This is a genomic window from Arenicella xantha (assembly GCF_003315245.1).
Taxonomy (GTDB): Bacteria; Pseudomonadota; Gammaproteobacteria; order Arenicellales; family Arenicellaceae; genus Arenicella; species Arenicella xantha.
On sequence record NZ_QNRT01000002.1, the window covers coordinates 1,251,087 to 1,277,470 of the forward strand.

A 26,384-nucleotide genomic window follows, 5' to 3' on the forward strand; every position below is an offset into this window, starting at 1 on the left:
AACTCTCTAAAGTATTTCAACGGCGATCGCCGTGGCTTCACCGCCACCTATACACAACGACGCAATACCGCGTTTCTTGCCGATTCGTTTGAGCGCATGAATCAAGGTAACAATAATACGCGCACCAGAGGCACCAAGCGGATGTCCGATTGCGCACGCGCCACCGTTAACATTTACACGCTGATGGTCTATACCTAGATCTCGCATCGCCAATAAGGTAACGACGGCAAAGGCTTCATTGATTTCGAATAAATCTACATCGTCGACCGACCAGTCAAGCTGAGCTAATAGAGCATTCATAGCACCGACTGGCGCCATAGTAAACTCCTCAGGCGCTTGAGCATGGCTGGCATAACCACAAATGCGGGCAATCGGCGCAACGCCACCAGCATCGGCTCCGGCCAACACTAATGCGGCTGCACCATCTGAGATTGAGCTAGAGTTAGCCGCCGTTATTGACCCGTCCTTTGAGAAGGCAGGTCGTAGATGTGGAATCTTCTCAGGTTTAGCCGTGCGTACTTGCTCATCTTCAACAACGTCCACAGTTCCAGCCCGAGTGGTAACCGCTACTGGCGATATCTCATTCTTAAAGTACCCTTCATCGCTGGCTTGCGTCGCACGACGAAGTGACTCAATCGCAAAGCTATCCATGTCCTCTCTACTAAAACCAAAACGGTCCGCAGTTTGCTGACCAAACTCGCCCATTAGACGACCGCTACCCGCATCTTCAAGGCCATCGACGAACATCGAATCCTTGGTGACTTGGTGACCAAGTCGAAACCCACTGCGCGCGTTCGGCAACAAATATGGCGCATTACTCATGCTCTCCATACCACCAGCAATCGCAATCGGAAAGTGACCCAACTGAATCGCATCAGCCGCCAGCATCACAGCTTTCATGCCTGAACCACAGACCTTACTAACCGTAGTGCACGGAGTTGATATAGGCAGTCCAGCCAATAACGCGGCTTGACGCGCCGGTGCTTGGCCAACGCCAGCACTGATCACATTACCCATCAACACCTCTCCGATTTGCCCCCCAGAAAGCTGCGCGGCCTGTAATGCGGACGCGATAGCCGATGCCCCCAGCTGCGGTGCACTGCACGATGACAAGGCTCCTTGGAACCCACCTAATGGCGTACGAGTCGCACTTAAAATAAAAACGTCTTTCTGCATATCAATTTCTCGCGGTGATCTGGCCTGACCGTATTAGACGCTCAAGCGTGTTTCATATTAAGCAAAATTATAGACAATGCTTACGTTTACGTAAACGTAAAGAAATGCTAAATAGGTTTACGCCTACTGATTCAGCGCGATCCAACGCCGGCTCTATAATAGTTCTGATAGAATTGAACTCAGTAATACACATCGTCTTTTCACTTCCTTACAAGCTCGGAATCAAACATGCAATCAGTCGTCATCATCGGTGCGAGTCACGCCGCCACTGAAACCATCGCTAGCCTGCGCAAACAAGGATGGACTGGCAAAATTTGTTTAATTGGCGATGAACCCAGCCTACCCTATCACCGACCGCCGCTGTCAAAAACATACTTCAGTGGAGAGTTAGATGCCAACAAGTTATTACTACGTCCAGAATCGTTTTATCAGTCTCACAACGTTGAAATACGATTAGGCCAACGTGTGGCCCAGATAGATCGGTCAGCCCAATCGGTCGAACTCGAAGATGGCACACAAATAGCATATGACTACTTAGTGTTGGCCACCGGTACACGCGCACGACAGCTACCACTTGACGGAACTGATGCGCCGAATATGCACACATTACGAACCCAAGCCGACGTTGATCAAATCCGCGCGCAGGTGTCATCGAAGTCTAAGCTGTTGATTATTGGTGCCGGTTATATCGGTCTTGAGGTTGCTGCCTCTGCAATCAAGCTTGGCGCTGACGTTACCGTGCTCGAAGCAATGGATCGTGTATTGGAACGAGTAACCAGTGAAGCCGTGTCTGAATTTTATCAAAACCTACATCGAGCCGAAGGAGTCGACCTTAGACTACAAACATCCGTCACCAGCTTTGAACACCATAATGGCATCTCGCTGGCTCACCTCGCCTCCGGCGACACCATTGAATTCGATCTAGCCATTATCGGGATTGGTGTTATACCAAATTCTGAATTAGCCGCCGAGGCTGGCTTGGTATGTGATAACGGCATTGTCGTTAATGAATTCACGCAAACCAACGATGACCGCATTTTTGCGATCGGCGACTGCAGCTTTCACCACAACCCTTTCTACAATCGACACATTAGACTCGAGTCAGTGCCTAATGCCGTCGAGCAAGCCAAAGTTGCCGCCGCAAAAATTTGTGGCAAGGACATTATTTATGACCAACTGCCCTGGTTTTGGTCCGATCAATATGACGTGAAATTACAAACCGCCGGTTTATGCCAAGGCTTTGACGAAGCCGTTATCCGAGGTGAGCCGGCGGATCGCAAGTTTGCGTTATTCTATTTACGAGACCAACAATTGCTTGCAGTTGACGCAATCAATTCTCCGGTCGACTTTATGATAGGCAAAAAATTGATTGCCAGCCGCTTGCCCCTTGCGGCCTCATCATTACATGACACAACTATCCCAATCAAGACACTATTAGGTGATTGATATAGCGGAAGGATTACTATTTTAGTTCAACAGCGTTAGCATCATAGCCAGCAAGAAAGCGCTCTTTTTTGCGCCCAACAACACTGAGCACGTTAAATGCCTGCTTGAGCAACCATCTATGTTCCAGATGGTAGAGTGTGCCAAAACGCGCTGAGTCACGTTGGATTTTTGCTGTTCTAGATAGACGATTGCGCTGATACATAGCCAGCCCCGGCATTGGCGTATCATGTTTATCTAGTGCGCGCTGCAAGACTCGCGCGTCCTCTATTGCCATGGCTGCACCGGACGCCATGAATGGCAAGGTTGCATGCGCTGCATCACCTAACAAGGAAATACGCGCCGAACTCCAGCTAGTAAGCGGTGCATGATCGTGCAGTGCCCATTTGAAACAGGCGTCACGGTCCACTGCCTCAACTACTTGCTGCACCATTGGATGCCATCCCGCAAAATCACGTTTCAGCTCCTGCCAGGGAGCCGTTTCAGTCCAGGACTCGTTATTCCACGAAGCGCTCTCCACCACTCCGACAAAATTTAGTAACTGTTTGGAACGCACATAGTAGACAACCATGTGTTTGCGCGCCCCCATAAAGTTAATCGCTTGAGTCGGCATAAAATCATGCGGTAAACGCTCTACTGGCACCACGCCGCGCCACGCCACGTTGCCAGTAAAGCGAGGCGATGACTCGCCGAAGAGGCTCTGCCTAACGATCGAGTGAATGCCATCAGCGCCGATTAAACAATCCCCGCGGACCGTGGATTGATCCCGCAAAGTAACCGTCACGCCAGCAGCATCCTCAGCAACGGTCTCGACCGACGCTCCGCGCATCACCATTCCACTATCTCGCTTTACAAGCGCCGCCAATAAAATGTCATGCAAATCGGCGCGATGAATATGTAAGTAAGGTGCTCCGTAACGAGCCTGATATAACTGACCAAATTCTGTACGATACAATACATCACCGGACACGCCATCTCGAAACTCAACACGCTCAGGTTGTACCGCCACAGATTCAAGATCAGGCAATAGACCTAAAGAATCCAGTACTTTAATCGCATTTGCACCGCATTGAATGCCCGCCCCGACGTCAGCAAAACTCGTATTGCGTTCAAGAACCGTCACATCATGACCGGCCTGCGACAGACACAAAGCCGCCGTGAGCCCACCGATACCGCCACCGGCAATCAAAATTTTCATAAGCGTTTACCGCCAATAGTGCTAGTCATGACTCGCCTGCTGCAACATCGATTTTGCCGCACCGAGCACCGCATCAATGCCCGGATGATTGATTTTACGTTCCGGCGCAATACCGTAGAAACGGTCTGACAATGCGTCGACTCGCCCAACCACTTCGACATCGTAGCGAGCTAAAATATCGCTCTCGATGCTACTCGTTACGCAAAACACACCGCGCCCAACTTGCCCAAATATCTTGAGTAATGCGCTGTCGTCGAACTCAGCCACAACATTTGGGGCGATCCGCATCGACTCAAACCACGCCAAAAGGTTTTGCTTCTGGGCCGAATGTGCGCCAGGCATGAGGAATGGCGCACAATGCAATGAACGCGGAAAATCATCACGTATTTTGGCGGCCAATTCTGTTGCCGCAAAAAAAGTAACGCCAGACTCACCGAGGTAGTGACTTCGCGCACGAATACTCACGCCAGTTGGCAACGGCTGATCTGAAATAATTAGATCTAGCTTATTAACTGAAAGGTCTGCCAGCAACGAGCGCAGATCACCTTCATGGCACTCCAATTTGAATGATTGATCGAGATCAAAGCACGCGTCCAACATGTCGAACGCCATGACTTTCGGTATCGCGTCAACAATTCCAACATTGAAACTCACCGCAAGACCCGCTTCCTTGGTTGCCAGCGCCCGTGACAGTTCAGTGCCCAAGCTAAAGATATCTTCAGCATAGCGCATAGTGGTTTTACCTAACTCATTGAGCTCCAGACGCTTGCCATGCCGCTCGAATAAGCGCGCCTCAATATATTCCTCAAAGGTGGCTAACTGACCACTTACGGTCTGCGGAGTCACATTTAATCGAGCCGCCGCCGCGGTGACACTACCCTCTTTGGCCACCGCATAAAAGTATTGAAGATGGTTAAAATTGACTTGCTTCATAAGCTCGATTATTCGGAAATATCTTAATATAGACTAATTATCTAAGAATATGACTCTCTAGTTCAAGCTCATCGACCAGTAAGTTTCCACAATATCTCAAACTTACGAGTACCAATAAAAAAGGGCAGCACCAAGGCTGCCCTTTGAGTCACAGACTCTCAATTATCAATGGCGCTAATTACAGCGCATCCATCTCGCGCGCAGTCTCTTCGGCCTTAGCAGTCAGCTCAGAATACAGCCTTATATCACCGTTCCGTTGCGCCACAAGTGCGTCGCTCAACAATTTTTCGTAAGACTTTTTAAGCCGAGCCTTTGGGTCTTTTTTAAACAAAGAAAACATATTAATTCACTGCCGCTTGATAGGCGTTAGTTAAGCCGGTTTTGCCGCATAGGCTGCGCACCAACCGTTAGCCGAAACTAGTTTACCGGGAAAGATCGAGCAGCCGCCCCACTCCGCATCAGCACCTTGCCATAACGCACAACCTTTACATAATTGGTCATCTTTGTGGCTTGCGTATTTAGCAGCATCGACGTCTGTACTAACAGCTTTATATCCCAAAGCGACCGCCATGGAATCTTCTTCAGATAGTTTTTCCGGCGCGGCTTCAGCACGGGAGATGAATGGAATAGCCGCCAATGTGCCTGCTGCTACTTTTACAAATGCTCTGCGATTTAAGGTATTTCTAGCCACAATATTCTCCAATAATTAGAAACGTAAAAAGCGCATCGGTATTGCCTAAATAACAATACTGACCGCCAAAACTAAGACTTGTGTCTGCAGTAATTTTTTTAATGTATTCGAATAATCACCGATCTGGGCAAGCTTAGCAAACCAGTAATTATCGCGATAACAATTATTCACCGCGCAAGACTAGCAAACGCACGGTAGATAAAATGTGGTGTCTAAGCCCTAATTAGACATTAACTACTAAATTTTTCTGGCCGCAACACATCAACATCGGACATATACATCACCATGGAATAATGTTCGTAGTATCGTTCTTGCAACCGTGAAATAAGTAATTCAGCAAGTGCCTCAGCACACAAAATTTCAACCCGAATATTTGCGTTGGCCTCCCATGCGCCAGATCGCACACCGCCACTCCCTTTGCCACGAGCATTGGTGATCGTATAACCCGGCACACCGATGCCGTCCAACTCATGAACTAGACTAGACTCAATAGCAGCCTCAGTAAATACTGTGACCAGTTTGATACGGCTTGTCATTAAGAACCTCCAAGAATTGCAAAGAGCTTAGTCGATAAAGCGTGATACAGAGGAATACCAAGTAAAATATTAAACGGGAAGGTAATTCCGAGGGATGCGGTCAATGACAGCGTCGGGTTTGCTTCGGGAACCGAAACACGCATCGCCGCTGGCACCGCAATATACGAGGCGCTGGCAAATAGCGTGGCCAATATGCTAGTACCGCCAACCGACAAGCCTAACCATGCACCGAGTGCCGCGCCGATAACCGCAAAACATAGCGGCATGATAATTCCAAAGCCCACTAAAAATAAGCCATAGCGCCGTAGGCTGCCAAGCTGTGTGGCCGTAATCAGCCCCATTTCAAGCAGAAAGAGCGCCAAGATGCCCTTAAACAAGCCAAAAAATAATGGGCTGATCGTTTCAACACCTTGCGGTCCGCTCAGCCAACCAATGGCTAACCCGCCCAGCAATAACATTACCCCTTTACCAAGCAATACTTCATGCATTACTGCGGACCACTTAACGGAACCGGTCGTCACGCCGCGCGCCAGCAAGATGCCAACTAAAATTGCTGGCACTTCCAAGATCACCACAAATAGCGCCATATACTCTTCGTAAAATATATTTTGCGAATGCATGTACGCGACGGCAACCGCGAAGGTACCCACGCTCACCGAGCCGTAATGCGCAGCGATCGATGCTGAATCGACTCGAGAAAAACGCCCCAAATACATCAATATCGGAAACGCCAGAAGCGGCAATGCAAAGCCAGCCGCTAACACCGCGCTTATCTCAGGTAATAGTGTAAAAAATGGTCGCTGAGCTAACTCGATACCTCCTTTTAAACCGATAGTCAGCAACAGCAGCATCGACACAAACTCGTAGATGGGGCCAGGCAATCTTAGCTCTGACTTAACCACACCGGCGAAGATACCAAACATGAAGAACCAAATAATTGGATCAACTGAACTCATAACAATGCCCTCATCATTCTCGCCTGAAGTCCATCATATCTATTAACCTGAAAAGATCGCCTTCGTTGCCGACCAAGCCTACGCAGCACCACTCGGCCCGCACGGTCGATCGCACTCTTTACACTGACATAAGCGTCGCTATCACGCTTACTAACCACCACGCATCTGCACCGCCACTGTACACTGTTTATCGTGGCCGCCCTTGGGACCGTATAAATCCTTGAGACGCACACAGAACCGAGCGATCTGCTGCTTAATAACGCGTTCAAGTGTGACGGTTAAAGGAAAATCGTATGACTCGACATAAATATGCATTCTAGCCGCCTAATGGTTTGGTTAGGACACCAGAATAGTTCAACGATTGAAATATAACATTCGATGATAGATTAAAAATTATCAGATAAAATCTGATATTAATTCGACTTACAAATACGATTTTCAATTGCTAACGAACATTGAACCAATGCGAAAATCATAAGTCACAACCTGATATGAATTATGCTTCTATCGACAATACCTAAACATTATTTGACATTGAGTTGACGTTTTCAAAGATATATTCCTCGCCAGTAACAACACTTTTGAGGAAATTAAAATGGAAATCATGGTAATCGTAACCTTGGCACTCTTAGGACTAATCGCGTATATAGAATTCGTCGGTCATTAAATGTTTGCCAACATGGCAGTGGGTTCGTTAGCTGTCAAAAAAACCGAACCCACTTGTCGCGAAATCGCACGACACTGTAAATAACTCGCACAACAACTTTCTCACCTAATTACTCCCAAATCACGTCGGCTGAAGCTTCATGCCATGCCGAATAACGATCTGCATACTGATTGTCAATTTCTGCCCGCCTCAACTTGAGCGTAGGGGTTAATAAGCCATTGTGTTCAGACCAAGTTTCATTCAGCAGAATACAAGTCGAAATCTGCTCAAACTTTGCCCGCGACTCATTTAACCGATTCTTGGTTTCTCGAATCGACGCCTCCACCTCCGACGCAGGCTGATTTTGCGCATGCTCCGATAGATTAATCAACGCAATTGGTTGCGGCATTCCTAGGCCAGCCACACACACCTGCTCCACAAACTCGTTAGCACTTAACGCTTCCTCGAGCGGGTTGGGGGTCACATAACTACCCTTTGCGGTTTTGAAGGCATCTGAGACTCGCCCGGTAATTCGCACAAAGCCAAACTCATCACAACTACCGCGATCACCGCTGTGAATCCAACCATCGACCAACACCTGATCTGTTTTAGCTTGGTCATTGTAATACCCAAGCATCATGTACGGTGTCTGCATCAGCACTTCTTGCGTAGCGGGATCGATTTTAACTTTACCGTGCGGAATCACTTGCCCAACCGAGTCCAGCGGCGCCTTTGGATCAGGGCTGTTACAAATCGATCCACCGACCTCAGTCATACCATAAGCCTCAACCAAATGAATATCGAGCTTGGCAAAAAACCGTTTAATAAAAGCTGGTGTTATGGCCGCGCCGGTGGCGGCTATTTGAACATCCCGCATGCCAATTGCGGTACGGATTTTCTTCTTAAGTATGTTGGAAATAACCGGCAGAGTCAGTAATACATTGAGTGTCCGAACCGACATCTGACCAACAATCCCGAGATAAAATTTTGTCCATATGCGTGGGACTCCAAAGAATAGATTAGGCTGAGTTTGCCGAATATTGTCCATAAAAGTATCAATGTTTTCGGTGAACGAAAGCGTACCTCCGCAATAGATCGCTGGCACCTCGACTCCCATTCGCTCACCGACATGATTCAGCGGCAAATACGATAAAAACTTAAGCGTTGGTAAATTAAACACGCCAATCCAGTTAGTTTCGCGTTCGGCTGCCATGGCCATGGCTGGCATACGATGCGAGTGCATCACACCTTTCGGTGTACCGGTGGTACCCGACGTGAACTTTATGGTCCATAACGAATCGAGTTCAGGCACAGGCTTACCAATAATCGGCCCATGGCTTTCAATCGCTTGATCCCATGGCACACCAATCGACACCTCAGCACCACCGGAGTATTGAGGAAAACGAATCACCTGTACGCTAGCATCAATCGCTTCAGCACGATCACCGAATTCATCTAACTTGCCAATAAACAATGCCTTAATATCACTCAGCTTAACGACCTCAGCTAGTGCCGCCTTAGGCAAACTCGGGTAGTACGGCACCGAAACGAAGCCCCCCATAAGAATAGCCAGATCAGCCAAAATCCAATGCGAGCAATTTTTTGATAACAAGCCAATATGATCACCGGGTTGCAAGCCAAGAGATTGAAGGTAAGCGCACATCTGGCGCGCCTGTTGACCGGCCTCAGCAAAGCTCAAGGTCTGCCATTTATCGCCTACCGGTTGACGTAAGAAAACGCGCTCTGGCGTTGTCTCCTCCCAATGGTAGAAGCGCTCGATAACAGACACCAACTGTGATTTTTGCTCGGACGTGAAAGACGGCTGCGGCATTATTATTTCCTCCAATTTGGTTTGCGTTTTTCAGCGAAGGCACGCGGCCCTTCCCAGAAGTCATTACCGTTTATCAACTCGTCAAATACTCCGTGCTCTGCTGTTACCGCCGCAGACTCACTGGCATACTCTGCAGTCTTCTGCTCAACCCGCATTGTGCATTTAATCGCATGCGGAGAGGCTTGAGCTATTTGCGAAGCAAGTTCTTGAGCGCGTGCTGATAACTCCTCTAACGGCACCACATCATTCACCAAACCGAGCGACAAAGCTCGATTTGCGTTCACTGGTCGCCCTGTTAACAACATCTCCATCGCCGGTTTACGCCCAATTTGACGAGTTAAACGTTGAATGCCCCCTGCACCGGCAAATAAGCCAACGTTGACTTCAGGCAAAGCAAGCTTCGCGTGCTCTGCGGCCACTACCAAATCACAGGCCAAGGCAATTTCAAGTCCGCCCCCCATCGCATCACCGTTAAGGGCGGCGATAATTGGCTTACTGCGATGCGTACGACTAGTAAGCCCTCCGAAACCGGACCTTGGTAGAAACATAGGCTTGCCACTGGCCATATACTTTAGGTCATTGCCAGCACAAAAATGCGCCGCGCCTGAACCAATTAAAATCGCCACATGCAGTGAATCGTCGTCATCGAAAGTGTTGAAAATTTCATCCAACTCTAGATTTGCCGGCGGATGTAATGCGTTGCCTAATTCAGGTCGATTTAGTGTCACCGTTAGTACATTGTGGTCGCGTGCGACATCACAAAACAGGTAATTGTCGCGCCAACCAGTAAGCCGCGGAGCTGTCAGTTTCGCGAGGGTATCGGCATCAAAGGCAAAACGATTACCAGTCGCTGCATGTTGCACAAACACGGTTTTGCCGATCGGTGAATCTTGCATTAACTGCTCAATTGCGTGCGTGTCAGCGTCATAAGGTTGCGCATAGAATCGCTCGCCCGTGCTGTTTAATCGACCGATAATAAGAGGCTTAACCGGATGCCCTTGATGATAGAAGAAAGTATAAGAGTCGATCGTTGCTTCGCCACTTGGTTGGTTTTGAATTGATAAGCGGGGCGCGGCGTCTGCAGCCCGCTGATAGTCAATACTGTCATGCGGCTGCCAATTCTTGGCCGGTTTGGTAGAGTAAATGCCAACCGATATCTTTGACATCCAACCGCCGTTCGCCAATACCAAACCATAACTGGCGCGATCATCGCGAAGTGTATTAACAGTCTCCGCAATCCCGTGCATAGAGTAGTTATTACCTGGACCACCAAAATACGGCAAGCCTCCAGTTTGTGTTAAACGGCGCGGGTCATCCAAATCAAGCCCAATTGCCTGCACAGCATCAGCCACCACCACCGGAAAACAGCTATACAGATCTAAATGTTGAATGTCATCAACACTTTTACCCGCTGAGTTCAGCGCGCCATGCAAACATTGTTCCAGTGCATGAGAAAACCCCAAGCGTTCACGCTCAAGCAAAAACCGATCGTTAACATCAGCATAACCATGCAAGTAGACCCATTTATTTTGATCTATACCTAACTTACGCGCCGCGCCTACCGTTGTCATTAATAAAGCCGCTGCTTGGTTGACGGTGTCTTTGGAAATCAACCGCTTGGTATACGGCCAAATAACCATCGGGTTGTTATCTGACGGTGTGATTAATTCGCTGCTGCTATACCCGGACTGATCCACGGCCAACGGATTATCCGCCGCAACGCTGGCAATACGCGCGAACAAATCTCCCATTGTTTGACGGTACTCTGCGTGCCCGACGCCGCTTTCAGCGCACCGCGCATTCTCCATCAACGCGTAAAATTGCATGGGTAACACGACTTGGTGCGCAAACTCCTGTTGGGTAAAAAGATTGTCCGTGCTCAGGCCACGATCATCGAGGCTACCCTCTACCTTTTCGGACCAGTTTAAGGTAGCACCAAACTTCTGAGCCACTCGCGAATTCGCCTGAACTTCCGCACCACACAACAACACCATGTTAGCCGAGCCGGCGTGGAGTCGTTGACTAAATTCGTTAACCAAAGCCTGCGGCGTATGACCACCTATTTTACTGTAGATGGCCTCAGCGGGATCACAATCGAGGCGTTTCGCGACGGACCGAGGTGGATTGTTGGAGCCACCAAATGGCGCTCGGTAAGCAGGCGATGAGTCTGGAAACGTCCGCGCCATAACAATCACATCGATGTTCGAAGCTAAACTATCACCGCCAGCGTCCTGCAGCGCTAGGCGTGCTGCTTGCGCAGCGAGATCAACATTTGACGAGGCGTTATGAAAATCTTCGGGGACGGACTCGGTAACTTGGCCAACACCAATCAAAATAGGTGTTGAATCGATGCTGTGCGCCATCTACTACCCTCCATTGCGTCGGCTAACGAATCGAGTCATCAGCCTTTATTTTAATTAGAATGAGTCTACATCAAGCCAGCGTTCGACCAAACCCGACGCAGACAATAATCGAGATTAACAAGACTACTTTGCGACCATACGACTCGCTAACAAACCTACACAACACGCGGTTCCGGTAATCACCAAGCCCCACGCCACATCGCTCACGACTAGTATCCAGCTCCAACCGTCAAGCACCGCAAAGTTGGTAAACGCATAGGTTCCATACGCCAAGCCACCGGCAACCGCACCATTCAAGAAAGTCCCAGACATTGAATTTTCTTGCATCGCCTCTCGGCAAATAAACAGTGCGCCAGCGGCATAGATTAGATAGAACAATACCGCCGCAATGGCATTACTCTCGCTTGCCATTAAGTGCCCGACCTCTTGAGTGTAGAGCGGAATGACAACCAGACTAATCCACACCGAGTCGATCGCCAGAAAGCTGACTAAGAATCCAACATAAGCAAACAAAATTTTCATCGCCAAACATTACCCTGCGCTTGTGATGGCCTTGTGCACGACATCACAAGCGCGAGCGTCGCTAAATCTAAACACTTTTGCGCGTTGAAACCCTTTGTTCTAGCGTGCAGCTATACTTATACTGCTTAACGGGCAATCAATTCCCAACACCTTGAAAGGCGATCAAAACTGATGGAAACGCTAACGCATTTTTGGAATTACAGCTTAATAGACACAGCCAGTGGCACACATATCACCGTGGGCGATGTGTTGCTAATCATAGCGTTGCTCTTTGTCGGGTACATATTAAGTCGTGTGGTCGAGTTTTTATTAGCCCGAAGACTGGCTAAGACAACGCTACGCAGCGATGCGATTAACGTCATTAAGCGCGTGTCGTTTTATGCCATATTGGCGTTGATAGGCATCACCGTGCTAAGCCTATTAGGGATACCGATCACGGCGTTTGCATTTGCCACCGGCGCTATCGCAATCGGTGTTGGGTTTGGTGCGCAGAACATTATTAACAACTTTATCAGCGGCTGGATTTTGATTGCTGAACGTCCGATCCGTGCCGGCGATTTCATCGAAGTAGAAGGCGCCTTAGGCGTGGTCGAATTGGTCGGCACTCGGTCTACTCGCGTGCACCGAGTAGACGGCGTGCATTTGCTGGTTCCAAATAGCAAATTGCTTGAGAATACCGTGACCAATTGGACCTTGGTGGATCAGTTTATTCGAACCACCGTTCGAGTCGGCGTTGCCTACGGTTCAGACCCCGATCAAGTGTCGCGCCTGTTTCGAGAGGCCGTGGTCGCCCAACCAGAAGTTCAACAGCTGCCCAAACCGGAGATCGTGTTTGAAGACTTTGGCGACAACGCGCTGATTTTTGAGGCCTTAATGTGGTGCGATGTACTTGGCCCAAAACCTCTGCGCCAAGTACGCAGTGAGATACGCTATCGGATGAGTCGTTTATTCACAGAAAATAACATCGTAATCGCCTTTCCGCAGCGCGATATACATTTGTATACCGACTCGCCACTCAAAGTAACAATGGATAGCTCAACAAGCAATTCATCGACAAGTTCAGACCTAAAGTGAACCGAATGAAGACCGATTTACCAGCAGGATTTGTTTACCAGTATATTTTTTCGACGGATCGTTCAGCTCGCGCATTCGTGAAACTCAGCGATGACGATCTTGCCGATCCTGCCAACACAGTTTGGCACCACTTAGACCTGCAACAACCGGAGTCGAGTCATTGGCTCAAGCATCAAGCAAAACTCGAACCATTGGTTTCCGAAGCTCTAATCGCTACCGAAACCAGACCCAGATCGTTTAATGCGAAAGAAGGCTTAGTGGTAGTCTTGCGTGGTGTAAACACCAACCCTGGCCACAATCCTGAAGACATGGTGTCAGTCCGAATTTGGATCGAAAAAAATCGAATAATCACAACTCGTAATCGAACATTACTGCCGATCACAGATTTAGCCACCGCATTAAAAAACCAAGAAGGACCTCGCACTTCCGGTGAATTTCTTACTGATCTAATTGAACGATTAGCTGATCGCATTGGCGACTTTGTCAACCAAATAGAAGACGAACTCGGCGACACTGAGGATCAACTTGAATCGATTCACCCAAATGAATTAAGGGGTACGTTAGGCTCGCTTAGACGTCAAATAGCATCGGTACGACGTTTCTTGGCCCCGCAGCGCGATGCGCTCGATCGGCTGAATTATGCAGAGACTGACATCTTAACCAACCGAGATCGCCAGCGTTTACGCGAGGAATCAGATCGTATATCACGCTATCTGGAAGACTTGGACTTGGCTCGCGAACGCGCGGTGGTATTACAAGAAGCGTTTTTAAGCCAGCTGGCACAACAACAGAATACGCGCATGTATGTGCTCTCAGTCATCGCGGCTATCTTTCTGCCTTTAACCTTTGTCACCGGCCTATTGGGCATGAATGTTGGTGGCTTACCCGGCATCGAAAATCAAAGTGGTTTTTCGATCGCAACCATGGTTATGGTCGGCGCAACACTGGGGCTAATTGTATTGTTTAAATGGAAGAAGTGGATTTAACTTCCAGCGAGCGACAAATCTAGCCTGCGCGAATAAAGTGCACTTGCGTTAAAGACTGTCTAGGTCGGCCATTAACACTTCGGCCCTTTCAAGCGTCTCGGCTCGCAAGGCCTCGTCCATTTTGTCTAGATTTCGATACACCATTCCAATACGCGGATTATTGCCAAAGCGGTCACGATGACGATGCATAAAATGCCAGTATAAGCTGTTAAATGGGCAGGCATCTTCGCCAACTTTCTTTTTCACAGCATAATGGCAATCACCACAGTAATCGCTCATTCGATTAATATAGGAGCCGCTCGCTGCATAGGGCTTACTCGCGACTAAACCACCATCAGAAAACTGACACATGCCGCGTGTATTTGGCATTTCAACCCATTCAATCGCATCTATATAAACACCTAAATACCAGGCATCCACAGCATCAGGATGCATACCAGTAAGCAGACAGAAATTGCCAATCACCATTAGTCGTTGAATATGATGCGCATACGCATGCTCCAGTGATTGCCCTAACGAGAATTGCATACAGCGCATCTTGGTTTCACCATTCCAAAAGTACGCGGGTAACGCATTGGAGGCTTCGAGAGCATTACGCTCAGAATACGTCGGCATGTTTACCCAATAAATACCTCGCACAAATTCTCTCCAGCCAAGAATCTGCCGCACAAAGCCTTCTATTTGAGCAAGGTCGATTTCATCAGGTCGTGCCCGATGCGCCTCAATGGCTTTAGTAATTACCGTCTTAGGGTCAATGATTTTGGCATTCAGCGCAAATGACAGACGCGAGTGATACAAGCTCCACGCTGAATCACTCTTAGCTGTCATGGCATCTTGGAAGCGGCCAAATTTTGGCAAGCAGTGCGCACAGAAAAATGCCAACAACTGCCGAGCTTCTTGGCGGCTAGTCGGCCAACTCAAACCATTATCAATAACCCCAAAATACTCGATGTTATGTCTTTCCAGCCGACTCAGTATTGGCTGAATATTCGATTCGAACAACAACGCCGCAGGGATGTCAGCTAAGTCGGATTGCTTGAGTTTATTGCGATTATCTGCATCGAAATTCCACTGTCCTCCAAGTGGCTCGGCATCGTCCATGAGCACATCGAAGCGGGCCCGCATTTTGCGATAGAAGGTTTCCATTCTGACGGCGGTGTCGGCTGAAAAATAGTCGTCAATTTCATCAAATGGTAAATAGAAATGCTCAGTATCGACTTCGTTAATGCTCGCTACTGGCACGTCTAGGGAACGCATCTGCTCGACTAAGCGGTACTCATCTGGGCGTTGGTACTCTAGACAATCGATGTGATGACGCTTACACAACTCAGCCAGCAAAGCTGGCAAATCTACAAACTCGGCAGTGTCATCGAGGTCTAACAGAAGCACTTGGTGTCCAGCTTGTCGCAATGCTTCCGCAAACCGCTGCATCGATAGAAAAAATGCCACAATCTTCTGCACATGATGCTTCACATACTGCTGTTCCTGATGTAACTCAGCCAACACGTAGATCACCGAGTCATCGACCTCGCGATACCAGCTATGAGAGGCGTTAAGCTGATCGCCTAAAATCAAGCGTAATGTTTTTGTCGTCATTAGGTGCTCTGTTCAAACGTTTGTTTACTGGCTTTACGGCAACGTTGGGAACAATACAAAACCTTATTCCAGTCTCGTTCCCACTTTTTTCGCCAAGCGAAAGCTCGACCACAAACTCGGCAGTCTTTAGTCGCTAAATGTAGTTTTTTATGAGGCATTCATTAGTATCCTACCGGCCAATCCGCAGCGTCCATTGAGTCGAGCATCGACATACCTTGATCACCACGCCACCGCTCTATGTAATGGCCGCTAGGGTCAAAGCTTGCGGTCTGTTTCGATAAGTTGAAGTGCCGCTTGGGTTGTGCATCGGCCCCGACACCAGCTAAGTATTGCCAGTTACCCCAGTTCGATGCGACATCGTAATCAATCAATACTTGTTCGAAGTAAGCCGCACCATAGCGCCAATCCAAACCCAACTCATTAACGAAACAGCTGGCGACGATTTGCCGACCTCGATTCGACAGATAACCCGTCTCTCGTAATTCGTTCATACAAGCATTCACAATCGGATACGGCGTGGTGCCGGCGACCCACTTTCGATATCGTTCAGAATAAAAGCTAGTTAACGGAGCTTGGTTTTTGATACCCCTCAACAGATACAAAGCGGCTCCATAACGATGGGCATACCATTGAAAGAATTCGCGCCATAGAAGCTCAAAATATAACCAATAGGTGGACTCATTCGTCGTGACATGAAGCTCATAATCATCCAGCTTGCTCACTAGTTCGCGTACAGAGATACTTCCATTAGCCAACCAAGGCGACATCTTGCTAGAGTTATCCCAACCGTCTAAGGCATTGCGTACCTGTTTGTAACACGCCGGATGACTACCCGAGAAGTAGTCGGAAAGCTGCTTCAGCCCCGCCTGTTCACCACCGACGAACCTATTCGATCCTCCAATTTTTGCAGTCTGCATCAACTCATCAGGCCATATCGTTGATTCATCTAACTCGCCAATTGAAGCCGGCATCGACGGTAAGAAGCTGACTGGCGACAATGGCTTTGAAGACCGTCTCAATGGCCCATTTAAGTTACCGTTTACAGCATGATCTAAAGACGGCAACTGGGCCGCCTCAAGTTGCTTGCGAAACTGCGTAAATGTGGGCGGCAATTGACTCAACTCAAACGGCAGTTGGTCATTATCGAACAGAGTATGCGAATCGATCACGTGTTGGCGAATTTGCGGGTAATTGTCCTGCAGCCATACTAGGCTTTGCTTTTCATACCATCCCGCATGCTGGCTGCAAAATATATCAGTAATATTCGCGCCCTGAAGTATCTGAGCCAACGACGGTCCAAGTCGCCCACGCATAATTAGCAGCCGCTGTCCGAGCCGCTCCAGCTGCGTGTTTAACGCCGCCAAGCTGTCCAATAAAAACCGATATCTATGCTCACCGATCGACGGCGCACAAAATTTGCTAGGCGAGAACCAACGCTCCTCTAATACATAAACGCAAACCAATTCATCAACGCTTCCTACCGCGCGCATCAGGGCGGGCTGGTCATGCAAACGCAAATCATTGGTGAACCAGTAAAGGCCCGTTCGTTTGTTATTCATATCTATTGTTGATCTCGCTTAAGTTAGCGCAAAGTATCAGAAAGCGAGTCAATAGCGCGTCAGTGAGTTTCACCTGAAACTGAGCCAAAGTCGCTACTATCAGCACAACACAAAACGTTATTTAGTAGCCCACTCAACTAACTCCAACAATTGAGGCTTGGCTATATAGACGCCGAATCGAAATTCTTTATCATGAAAAAAATCACTCTTGATCACGTAGAACGACTCAGTCGCGGTAAAAAATCAGGTGCAAACATTGGCTCTCGTTCGGTTGGCCACCACCTCCGGCCCCACGAACGAACGCAGTTTCAGCGCGCCCTGCGCAAAGGCTTCTTAGAGATAAGCGAGCAAGACCGAGCTAACCTATGGCATATATGGGAAAAAGCGAGCTCGGCACAACAGCGAAACTTTCTCGTACTCATCAAAGATACCGAGAAAAATAAAGGCACCATCTATCTAAATAACCACGTATTCTCCTGCGACTCCCTTGCCAACGCAAAACAACAAGTTCGTAGACTTGCAGAACAGACTGAGACTCCGATTTGACAGTCAATCATGGTTTCATGGTTTCATGGTTTGCTAATGCTCTCAAATGCCAAACGATTCTGCCGCGGGAAGGTCGATACTAGTCGGCACTTTTAGCACGTAGCTCGTCTTGATAAGTGGTGATCAAGGTTGATTTTTCTCGTACCCGATTTGATGCCGTTAGCGGGCTGTTCAACATAGTTTGCAACGACGCCGCCGATTGCGTTGTAAGCGACTGAATGCAAGCGGCTTCGGGTAAATAACGCCAATAGCGCTTCGGCATCTCAGCTTGCATGGCCTTTTCTTTTAATCGAGCCGGATTAAATATACGCGTGTAATACGCCTTCCAGAATACCTCATAATTGTCACTAATCGCTGGCGGCCGCGCCACTCCTTGCGTCAACTTCAATGCTTGGCGATTCCAATGCGCGCAACCCAAAGGCGTTAAGATGGACCAGTGCATGCCGGTAAAGCGTTTCGCGAAAAACGGAGCAACGCGTTCCACAATTGCGTGCGACGGTTCAAACCAAGCAAGAAAAAGTGGTTCCCCTTCCAGCGGTTTATGCGGTTGCTCCAATGCTTTGAATCGCACAAATGCCTTCATCTTATGGCACTCTCGACTAACCGCTCGCACCATATGGCGAAGCGCCATGACGTCGCTGTCGACCGTATTGTCCAGCACCTCACGACCATCGTGCGCTAAGCGCCATAACAGCGCATATAGAGTAGCCCATTTATTCTGTCGCTCGCCCGCATCGATGTAACAAGCCGCAGCTCTGGCCATGCTCAAAAAACTAGCCGGTACGGCAATATTTGAAGTTGCGCTATTGCCCGAACAGGCCTTATCAAACACTGGCCGTGCCGTAAAAAGGCTTGTCTGCTGACCTTCAGCCCAATGGACTTGGCTCGGCTCGACGCCGTTATTCAATAGTTCTCGCGCCGTCTCTCGCCATTGCTCAAAACAGCTTACGGTAATAGAAAACATGCAATATCGACTCAAGCTAAAACAGTGTCAATTGAGGCGTCGCGCCAACACTAAACTGCTGATCTAGCATCGCTCCATCTAGTGCTTGAGTATGCGGATGGTGGTCCAATGTCGATACAAAGTACTTGATCTTCTGAATAGGCAATTTCAATTGAATCAAGTCGTTATAACGAATCGCTCGAATGCGGCGTTGACGGATAATTCGGCGCGCATTTATCACACCAATACCAGGCACTCTAAGAACTTGTTCGTAGTCCGCGGTATTTAAGTTGATCGGAAAAAGCTCTCGATTTGCCAGCGCCCAAGCCAATTTAGGGTCTTTATCGAGCGCCAACATATTGACCGCATCGCCATTCGCATTGGTCGAGAATGCTAGCTCATCAACAGTGAATCCGTAAAATCGCAATAACCAATCCGCTTGATATAAGCGATGTTCACGCACTAGCGGCGGAGCCTGTAACGGCAAATCTGACGACGCATCCGGTATCGGGCTGAAGGCCGAATAGTAGACGCGTTTTAGCTTAAACGAACGATACAACCCGTTTGCTTTTTGCAAGATCGTCGCATCGGTAGACTGGTCAGCGCCGACGATCATTTGAGTGCTTTGACCAGACGGTGAAAACGCTGGCTTTAGTAATTTGTTATTACGTTTTTTCTTCGCGTCTAGTTTTGACGCTTTATATGCTCGAATGCCTTGATCAAGATTTGCCATTGAGCGTTCGATTGATCGAGCATTTTTCTCAGGTGCCAACTGCTTGAGCGACACCTCGCTGGGAAGTTCTACGTTAATGCTCAAGCGATCCGCGTAGAGCCCTGCTTCGGCCAGTAACTCAGGAGCCGCTTCTGGAATTGTTTTCAAATGAATATAGCCGGCAAAACTGTGTTGCAAACGCAAGGTGCGTGCAACCTCGACTACTTGTTCCATCGTGTAGTTCGCGCTTTGAATAATACCCGAGCTTAAAAAGAGACCTTCGATATAGTTTCGCTTATAAAACTCAAGCGTGAGTTTCACCACTTCCGCTACGGTGAAGCGCGCTCTCGGCACATTGCTGGAGGTTCTATTGACACAATAAGCACACTCATATTGACAGAAATTAGTAAGCAATATCTTGAGTAGTGACACGCACCGACCATCTGGTGTGTAGCTGTGACATATGCCCATGCCACCACTGGTAGATCCAATGCCGCCACTATTCGTAGAATCTCGCTTCTCGGCTGCACTACTCGCGCACGAAGCATCGTATTTTGCCGCATCGGCCAATATCTCGAGCTTTTGCAATAATTTAATTGAATCAACCATTTCTTGATTATCGCACAGTTTTCAAGAAACTGAAATCGCATCCCTATTCGCTTTAAGCTTCACGTTAATCTGTCTCGATAGCGCGAGCTAAAACAACATCCCCTTGCCTCATTTAGTCAAATTGACTATATTATGGCTATTATAAAGAATGGTTTTAGAATTCACTGAGGAGAACTACGATTGCGAAGCCTAATTCAGCCAAATACCTGCGCGCAGCCGCTATTGCAGTTTTGTGTTTTGGCAACACCCGTTTAGCGTCAACGCTAGTAGCCCCCTTTGAAGCCACCGCGCAACGTTTGTATATGTAAGGGCCCGGATGTGGACATCAACATCGCAATAAATGCGGTTTCAGTAGTCGCTACCGATTACTTACTGTTTTAGGTTGGGGCCTCTCGCACAATCTCGCAAGAGATGCCTTCGTTTCGTGTTCGAGCGGCCCTAATCTTTTTTCCAGTGGCAATGTTATTCTCAAATAACAGAAGCGTTAAGCACCGCTCAATAAGCTAAATTTAGCAAGCACCTCCGCCACCAAGATTAATCACTTAAGCCGATGATAGACCGCATGAAAAAACGACACTCACGCATCAAAACCGCCTTATTCATCCTCTGTATTTCTAGCTCCCTCACCAGCACAATGTCAAACGCAAAACAATTTAAAGCGCTACTGTTTACTAAAACCGCCGGTTGGCATCATGAGTCGCTACTTGAGGGCGTGACTGCGGTACGGGAACTAGCTGATAAACATCATTTTGAGGTGGAGTGGCATGAAGACTCAACACGTATCAATGATGAAAACTTAGCACAGTTCCAAGTCATCATCTTTTTATCGACTACCGGCAACATCTTAAACGACGAACAAAGAGCATCGATGGAAAAGTTCATTCAATCAGGTAAAGGCTTTGTCGGCATCCACAGTGCTAGTGACACGGAATACAATTGGGACTGGTATGGAAAACTAATCGGCCGCCGATTTAAAATTCATCCACTGGTGCAGAGCGCCGAGGTTTCAATCGTAGACCGGGAATTTTATGGCCTCGAATTGTTTTCCGACACGTTTCTGTGGACCGACGAGTGGTACGACTTCGAGCCAGAAACGGTTCCCAATCTCAATTATTTATTGACCGTTGATGAACGCTCGTACGATACCCATTCTGACTGGGGCGACAATAAAACTGGCAATGGCATGGGTCAATTCCATCCGTTAGCTTGGTACCATCAATTTGATGGTGGCCGTTCATTCTACACCGCGTTGGGTCACCTACCCGCCGCCTACCTAGATAAGCGTTTCCAAGAACACCTTTACGGCGGAATCTATTGGGCCGCAACTGGCAAAAAACCACTCGCGCCGTTAGATAAATAGTACCCAACCAAACAAAATTCAACGCGCAACAAAATGTTATTTTCGATGAACCACTGCTAACAATGACAGTGGTTCATTTGAAAATCAGGCTAGCGCGCAATCCAGCTCCACCTTCATCTCCAAAAGTCGTTCTATCTCACAAAGCTAGGGCTCTCCCCTGACATAAATTGATCACGTTCGGACCGCCGTTACTCGCTGCGAGCTTTGAGCTCGTCTTGAATCCTGATCATTTCGGCATTGGTTAAACGATAGCGAAAAGCAAAGAACAGCACCACAACCCCACAGGCCAGCGGAAACAATGTCATAAGCAATACGATGCCATCTAAGGTCATTGGGCTCTGCACCTGTTCAATTTTGTCAATCGGTTCTTGGTAACCGTAGCCAGCCAAAATCCAACCTAACAAAGACCCGCCAATTGCCGCCCCCAGTTTAAGCGCCGATAAATGCCCAGAGAAAGTCATCGCCGTCGCGCGTTTTCGCGTTACGAATTCGCCCCAGTCGACACAATCTGCGGTCATCGCAAATACCAGAGAAATCAAGATAATGTGGAAAAAGCCCACCACGGTGTTTAAAAACAACGCCAACATCACCGCATCACGCGCAACAAAGTACAGCGCCAACATCGACGCCATCATCATTATCGTTGCCATCTTAAACAGCCACGTTTTGCAAACTTTACGCGCCAATACTATTGTCATAATCGCGCCGACAATTGAGCCCAAAGTACCAATCGTCAAGAATGCTGTACCCAGCTGAGCAGCATTGCAGGTGTCGTATGCCACCAACCACAATGAGATCACCGAGCCCGAGCCACACTCCAACACATATTTGGTGTAGTAGAGCGTTGCGCCGCCGCGCATTACAGCAATAAGCAACAGAAAAAATGTGGCCGCAGCGACAACCGCCCATTGTCGATTTGCCCGCAGTAGTGTTTTTATGTCGGTAATGATACCTAACACCATTTCACCAAACGTTTTTTCACTTCGGTCATCTACCGAAACCACACGTTCCTTGGTAGCAAGAAAACACATCACAAAGCAAATCAACGCCACTACCGACAGCACCGCCATGGCATAAGTAAATCCGATTTGGTCGTTACCGCCGCCCAAGCGATCGACTAAATAAAGTAGAGAAGAATTGACGATAAAGCTTCCAACCATCGCTAAAGAAAAGCGGTAGCCTTGAATCTCACCACGCTCAAGTGGATCTTTAGTCATCACACCACCGAGCGCACCATACGGAATATTTACCGCGGTATAAGCGGTCATTAGCAAGGCATACGTTATGTATGCGTAAAGCAACTTGCCGCTCTGCGCTAAATCTGGTGTTGAAAAAGCAATAACCGCACACAAGCCATACGGAATCGCGACCCAGATTAAATAAGGGCGGTACTTTCCCCATCGCGTGTTAGTGCGATCGGCAATGCCGCCCATAATAGGGTCAGTTACCATGTCAAACAGCCGAACCACCAACATTAAAGTGCCCGCCGCTGCGGCGGTGATACCGAAAATATCGGTATAGAAATACATCATGAAATTCAGAACAACCTGAAACACAATGTTGCTCGCGGTATCGCCAAGGCCATACCCTACCTTCTCCTTAAAACTCAAACTTGTCATTATTATTCTCTAGGCAGAGCGTAGTCTGCGGTTTGGGTTGGTGTAAAACTGAGTAGTAAATTTGAGTTATAGTTTACATGATTAATTGTTATATTCAATATGACTATATGATATTATCGCAACCGAATATAATCCTTAACCGTCTTGCAACATAGAGATATAAAAATGAGAACCACGCTCGGCATCGATCTCGGTACCCAAAACATAAAAGTGATTTTTTATGACTTCGAGCTACGGCAAACTGTTGCCAGCGCTTCTTCACCACTTAACCTTTATCAGGACGATTGTGGAACCGCTGAACAACAGGCGCATTGGTGGACTAAAGCCCTACGTGATGCACTAAGCCGCATCCCACAAGCGGTTAAACAATCGGTAATTGGCATCGGCGTATCAGGCCAGCAACATGGCTTCGTACCATTAGATAAACATGGTGAAGTTCTAGCACCGGTGAAATTATGGTGCGACACTTCTACCGAAGCCGAATGCCAAGAGATAATGGAGCGAATGGGCGGCGTGCAACGCTGTATTGAGCTGACCGGCAACAAGATTGTAACGGGCTACACGGCATCTAAAGTACTCGGCTTCAAACATCGCCATGCCGAACAGTACAAACAGTTAGACACCATACTACTGCCACATGACTACCTTAACTTTTGGCTTACCGGCGAAAAGTGCATGGAGATGGGGGACGCTTCCGGCACCGGTTTCTTAAACGTAAAAACCCGCGAGTGGTGCCCTGAAGTATTACAGGCAATTGACCCAGATCGCGACCTAACTAAATGCCTACCAACACCTCGCATAAATAACGAAATCATTGGCAGCATAAGCACTTTTGCGGCAGAAAAAACCGGTCTACCCGTAGGGACACCGGTCTCAATAGGCGGCGGTGACAACATGATGGGAGCGCTCGGCACGGGCAATATAACGCCCGGCAATACCACCATTAGCCTTGGTACCTCCGGCACCGTTTTTGCCTACTCCGACCAAGCAATCATCGACGATCAAGGCAACATTGCGGCATTTTGTTCCTCTACTGGTGGCTGGATGCCTTTGCTATGCACAATGAACTGCACGGTAACCACTGAATTGCTCAGGTCCATGTTAGATGTCAGCATCTCCGACTTTGACAACACCATTGCGCTTGCTCCTGCCGGTTCCAATGGGGTCATCACACTGCCATTTTTTAATGGCGAACGTACACCAAATTTGCCGACCGCTAAAGGTTGTGTCCTCGGCCTTGATAGCCAAAACACTAACCGAGAAAACGTACTACGCTCCGGAGCCGAGGGCGCTACGTTTGCATTGAAATTTGGAATCGATGAACTACACCGACTGGGGCTGACAACCCGGCAAATTGTACTCACTGGCGGCGCAACCAAAAGTGCGGTGTGGCGACAAATAGTCGCCGATATTACCGGCGTAGAAGTCAACGTTCTAAAACAGGACGAAGGCGCTGCTTTCGGCTCGGCCTTACAAGCACTGTGCGCCGTGCTTAACAAAGGTGCAATCAACCAAGCATTCCTAGGCGAACATTACATTATGGATCCGCAAATGCACTGCGAGCCAAGCATAGTAGCCGGTTCGGTCTATGCAGAACGGTATCAACAATATCTAAGCGCGGTGAAAGCTATCAGCGCGATCTATCAATAATTTATTGCAAATCTCAGAGGCACTCAAATGAACAGAACAGTATTCACCGGATACACCGAGTATTTTAAAGGTATCGACCAGATACGCTACGAAGGCAAGGAGTCGGATAACCCACTCGCATTCAAAGCCTACGACCCAAGCAAAGTCGTGGCAGGCAAAACCATGGAAGAACATTTACGCTTTGCGGTCTGCTACTGGCATACCTTTTGTGGCGGCGGTGCTGATCCATTTGGCCCTGCTACGCGTGATCATGCATGGCTAACGGGGGCTAATGACATGGACATCGCGAAACAAAAAATGGATGCCGCATTTGAGCTATTTTCAAAGCTCAATGTACCATTTTATTGCTTCCATGACCGTGACATGGCACCCGACGGCGGCTCTGTCGCCAAGAGCGAAGAGAACCTACAAGCCATGGTACAAGAGGCTAAAATTCGTCAAGCTGAGACCAATATCAACTTGCTTTGGGGTACTGCCAACGCCTTTACCGATCCGCGCTACATGAACGGCGCGTCGACTAATCCTAACTTTGATGTAGTTGCGCACGCTGGTGCTCAAGTCAAAGCTGCGCTCGACGCAACTGTCGAACTCGGCGGTCAAAACTATGTTTTCTGGGGCGGGCGCGAAGGTTATATCAGCCTATTCAATACCGACACCAAACGTGAACTTGAGCACATGGGGCGATTCTTAACCATGGCCAGAGACTACGGTCGCTCAATCGGCTTTGAAGGCACGTTCTTAATCGAACCGAAACCAATGGAGCCGACCAAGCATCAGTACGACTTCGATGCACAAACGGTAATCGGCTTTCTACGTGAACATAAGCTCGACGCCGACTTCAAATTAAACATTGAAGCAAACCACGCCACGCTAGCTGGCCATACCTTCGCCCACGAACTACAAATGTGTGCGGATGCCAATATGTTGGGTTCCATCGATGCCAATCGTGGTGACTACCAAAACGGTTGGGACACAGACCAATTCCCAGTTGACATGTATGACTGTGCGCAAGCCATGATGGTCGTACTTCAAAGCGGTGGCTTTAAACACGGCGGGCTAAACTTTGACGCAAAGCTGCGTCGAGAATCCACCGACATCGAAGACTTCTTCATTGCACATATCGGTGGCATGGACTGTTTCGCACGAGGCTTGCTGATTGCCGATCACCTAATTCAAAATGGCCAGGTCGACGCAATCAAACGTGCCCGCTACGCCAGCTTTGATGCCGGACAAGGTGCTGCATTTGAATCAGGCAAACTGTCGCTGGTGGATTTACGTGACCACGCCCAAGCCCAAGGACTGCCAACCCCAGAAAGTGGCAAGCAGGAATTGGTTGAAAACATCATGAACGATGCCATGTTTAAGATCTAAGTGAGCCAACAAAGTATTGAGTCCGCCTCTCGATGAAGGTTCAATACTTAGCGAAGCTGGCGTG

At 48.3% G+C, this 26,384-nt stretch carries 24 protein-coding genes; 7 read left to right on the top strand and 17 right to left on the bottom strand.

Going from position 1 to position 26,384, the window contains the following annotated elements:
- Positions 1 to 6 precede the first annotated feature (6 nt).
- Complete coding sequence (locus DFR28_RS11245; protein ID WP_113954402.1) at positions 7 to 1,176, bottom strand: thiolase family protein; 1,170 nt, start codon at positions 1,174 to 1,176, stop codon at positions 7 to 9.
- A 228-nt stretch (positions 1,177 to 1,404) separates the two neighbouring features.
- Between DFR28_RS11245 and DFR28_RS11250 the strand changes: the two genes are divergently transcribed.
- Positions 1,405 to 2,622: an NAD(P)/FAD-dependent oxidoreductase gene (locus DFR28_RS11250; RefSeq protein ID WP_113954403.1), complete on the top strand. Its 1,218-nt coding sequence runs from the start codon at positions 1,405 to 1,407 to the stop codon at positions 2,620 to 2,622.
- Between the two features lie 16 nt (positions 2,623 to 2,638).
- Here the strand turns inward: DFR28_RS11250 and DFR28_RS11255 are convergent, their stop codons facing one another.
- The 10 genes from DFR28_RS11255 to DFR28_RS11295 form a co-directional block, all read right to left on the bottom strand.
- Positions 2,639 to 3,817, bottom strand: a complete 1,179-nt coding sequence (locus DFR28_RS11255; RefSeq protein WP_113954404.1) for an FAD-dependent oxidoreductase — start codon at positions 3,815 to 3,817, stop codon at positions 2,639 to 2,641.
- 21 nt (positions 3,818 to 3,838) lie between these two features.
- On the bottom strand, positions 3,839 to 4,750 hold the full coding sequence (gene nhaR, locus DFR28_RS11260) for a transcriptional activator NhaR (protein WP_113954405.1): 912 nt from the start codon (positions 4,748 to 4,750) through the stop codon (positions 3,839 to 3,841).
- A gap of 178 nt (positions 4,751 to 4,928) precedes the next feature.
- Positions 4,929 to 5,090 carry a DUF6435 family protein gene (locus DFR28_RS11265; RefSeq protein ID WP_113954406.1) on the bottom strand — a complete coding sequence of 54 codons (162 nt, stop codon included), beginning with the start codon at positions 5,088 to 5,090 and terminating at the stop codon, positions 4,929 to 4,931.
- Positions 5,091 to 5,120: 30 nt separating this feature from the next.
- Positions 5,121 to 5,441, bottom strand: coding sequence for a high-potential iron-sulfur protein (locus tag DFR28_RS11270; protein WP_147251004.1), 321 nt, complete (start codon positions 5,439 to 5,441; stop codon positions 5,121 to 5,123).
- A gap of 230 nt (positions 5,442 to 5,671) precedes the next feature.
- A complete protein-coding gene (locus tag DFR28_RS11275) occupies positions 5,672 to 5,977 on the bottom strand; it encodes a P-II family nitrogen regulator (protein WP_113954408.1) in 306 nt (101 codons plus the stop codon).
- Complete coding sequence (locus DFR28_RS11280) at positions 5,977 to 6,933, bottom strand: sodium-dependent bicarbonate transport family permease (RefSeq protein ID WP_113954409.1); 957 nt, start codon at positions 6,931 to 6,933, stop codon at positions 5,977 to 5,979. The genes DFR28_RS11275 and DFR28_RS11280 overlap by 1 nt, the downstream gene beginning before the upstream one ends.
- 150 nt (positions 6,934 to 7,083) lie before the next feature.
- On the bottom strand, positions 7,084 to 7,248 hold the full coding sequence (locus DFR28_RS19710; protein WP_170132069.1) for a hypothetical protein: 165 nt from the start codon (positions 7,246 to 7,248) through the stop codon (positions 7,084 to 7,086).
- Positions 7,249 to 7,709: 461 nt separating this feature from the next.
- Entirely contained in the window at positions 7,710 to 9,410 is a 1,701-nt protein-coding gene (locus DFR28_RS11285) for an AMP-binding protein (RefSeq protein WP_113954410.1), read from the bottom strand.
- Between the two features lie 2 nt (positions 9,411 to 9,412).
- Positions 9,413 to 11,773: an enoyl-CoA hydratase-related protein gene (locus DFR28_RS11290; protein WP_113954411.1), complete on the bottom strand. Its 2,361-nt coding sequence runs from the start codon at positions 11,771 to 11,773 to the stop codon at positions 9,413 to 9,415.
- Positions 11,774 to 11,896: 123 nt separating this feature from the next.
- Entirely contained in the window at positions 11,897 to 12,295 is a 399-nt protein-coding gene (locus DFR28_RS11295; RefSeq protein WP_113954412.1) for a DUF2177 family protein, read from the bottom strand.
- A gap of 171 nt (positions 12,296 to 12,466) precedes the next feature.
- Here DFR28_RS11295 and DFR28_RS11300 point away from each other — a divergent pair, with 171 nt between their 5' ends.
- Positions 12,467 to 13,369 carry a mechanosensitive ion channel family protein gene (locus tag DFR28_RS11300; protein WP_113954413.1) on the top strand — a complete coding sequence of 301 codons (903 nt, stop codon included), beginning with the start codon at positions 12,467 to 12,469 and terminating at the stop codon, positions 13,367 to 13,369.
- A gap of 5 nt (positions 13,370 to 13,374) precedes the next feature.
- Positions 13,375 to 14,355 carry a zinc transporter ZntB gene (locus DFR28_RS11305; RefSeq protein WP_113954414.1) on the top strand — a complete coding sequence of 327 codons (981 nt, stop codon included), beginning with the start codon at positions 13,375 to 13,377 and terminating at the stop codon, positions 14,353 to 14,355.
- A 48-nt stretch (positions 14,356 to 14,403) separates the two neighbouring features.
- Here the strand turns inward: DFR28_RS11305 and DFR28_RS11310 are convergent, their stop codons facing one another.
- The 3 genes from DFR28_RS11310 to DFR28_RS11320 are packed head-to-tail and all read right to left on the bottom strand — an operon-like array spanning position 14,404 to position 17,510.
- On the bottom strand, positions 14,404 to 15,951 hold the full coding sequence (locus tag DFR28_RS11310; protein ID WP_113954415.1) for a cryptochrome/photolyase family protein: 1,548 nt from the start codon (positions 15,949 to 15,951) through the stop codon (positions 14,404 to 14,406).
- Positions 15,951 to 16,109: a DUF2256 domain-containing protein gene (locus DFR28_RS20060; RefSeq protein ID WP_113954416.1), complete on the bottom strand. Its 159-nt coding sequence runs from the start codon at positions 16,107 to 16,109 to the stop codon at positions 15,951 to 15,953. The genes DFR28_RS11310 and DFR28_RS20060 overlap by 1 nt, the downstream gene beginning before the upstream one ends.
- Positions 16,110 to 16,112: 3 nt before the next feature.
- Entirely contained in the window at positions 16,113 to 17,510 is a 1,398-nt protein-coding gene (locus DFR28_RS11320; RefSeq protein WP_113954417.1) for a DASH family cryptochrome, read from the bottom strand.
- Between the two features lie 192 nt (positions 17,511 to 17,702).
- Between DFR28_RS11320 and DFR28_RS11325 the strand changes: the two genes are divergently transcribed.
- Positions 17,703 to 18,056 carry a hypothetical protein gene (locus DFR28_RS11325; RefSeq protein WP_113954418.1) on the top strand — a complete coding sequence of 118 codons (354 nt, stop codon included), beginning with the start codon at positions 17,703 to 17,705 and terminating at the stop codon, positions 18,054 to 18,056.
- A gap of 79 nt (positions 18,057 to 18,135) precedes the next feature.
- On the opposite strand, the gene DFR28_RS11330 is transcribed toward DFR28_RS11325, so the two are convergent.
- A complete protein-coding gene (locus tag DFR28_RS11330) occupies positions 18,136 to 19,020 on the bottom strand; it encodes a TIGR03915 family putative DNA repair protein (protein WP_113954419.1) in 885 nt (294 codons plus the stop codon).
- Between the two features lie 16 nt (positions 19,021 to 19,036).
- Complete coding sequence (locus DFR28_RS11335) at positions 19,037 to 20,308, bottom strand: putative DNA modification/repair radical SAM protein (RefSeq protein WP_113954581.1); 1,272 nt, start codon at positions 20,306 to 20,308, stop codon at positions 19,037 to 19,039.
- A 646-nt stretch (positions 20,309 to 20,954) separates the two neighbouring features.
- Between DFR28_RS11335 and DFR28_RS11340 the strand changes: the two genes are divergently transcribed.
- Positions 20,955 to 21,680: a ThuA domain-containing protein gene (locus tag DFR28_RS11340; RefSeq protein WP_211316962.1), complete on the top strand. Its 726-nt coding sequence runs from the start codon at positions 20,955 to 20,957 to the stop codon at positions 21,678 to 21,680.
- A gap of 188 nt (positions 21,681 to 21,868) precedes the next feature.
- Here DFR28_RS11340 and DFR28_RS11345 read toward each other — a convergent pair whose 3' ends face one another.
- Complete coding sequence (locus DFR28_RS11345; RefSeq protein WP_113954421.1) at positions 21,869 to 23,299, bottom strand: glycoside-pentoside-hexuronide (GPH):cation symporter; 1,431 nt, start codon at positions 23,297 to 23,299, stop codon at positions 21,869 to 21,871.
- Positions 23,300 to 23,464: 165 nt separating this feature from the next.
- Here DFR28_RS11345 and xylB point away from each other — a divergent pair, with 165 nt between their 5' ends.
- Together xylB and xylA are read left to right on the top strand one after the other, a co-directional pair.
- Positions 23,465 to 24,949 (top strand): xylulokinase, encoded by a 1,485-nt coding sequence (gene xylB, locus DFR28_RS11350; protein WP_113954422.1) that lies wholly within the window; start codon positions 23,465 to 23,467, stop codon positions 24,947 to 24,949.
- A 27-nt stretch (positions 24,950 to 24,976) separates the two neighbouring features.
- Complete coding sequence (gene xylA, locus DFR28_RS11355) at positions 24,977 to 26,320, top strand: xylose isomerase (protein ID WP_113954423.1); 1,344 nt, start codon at positions 24,977 to 24,979, stop codon at positions 26,318 to 26,320.
- The last annotated feature ends 64 nt before the right edge of the window (positions 26,321 to 26,384 follow it).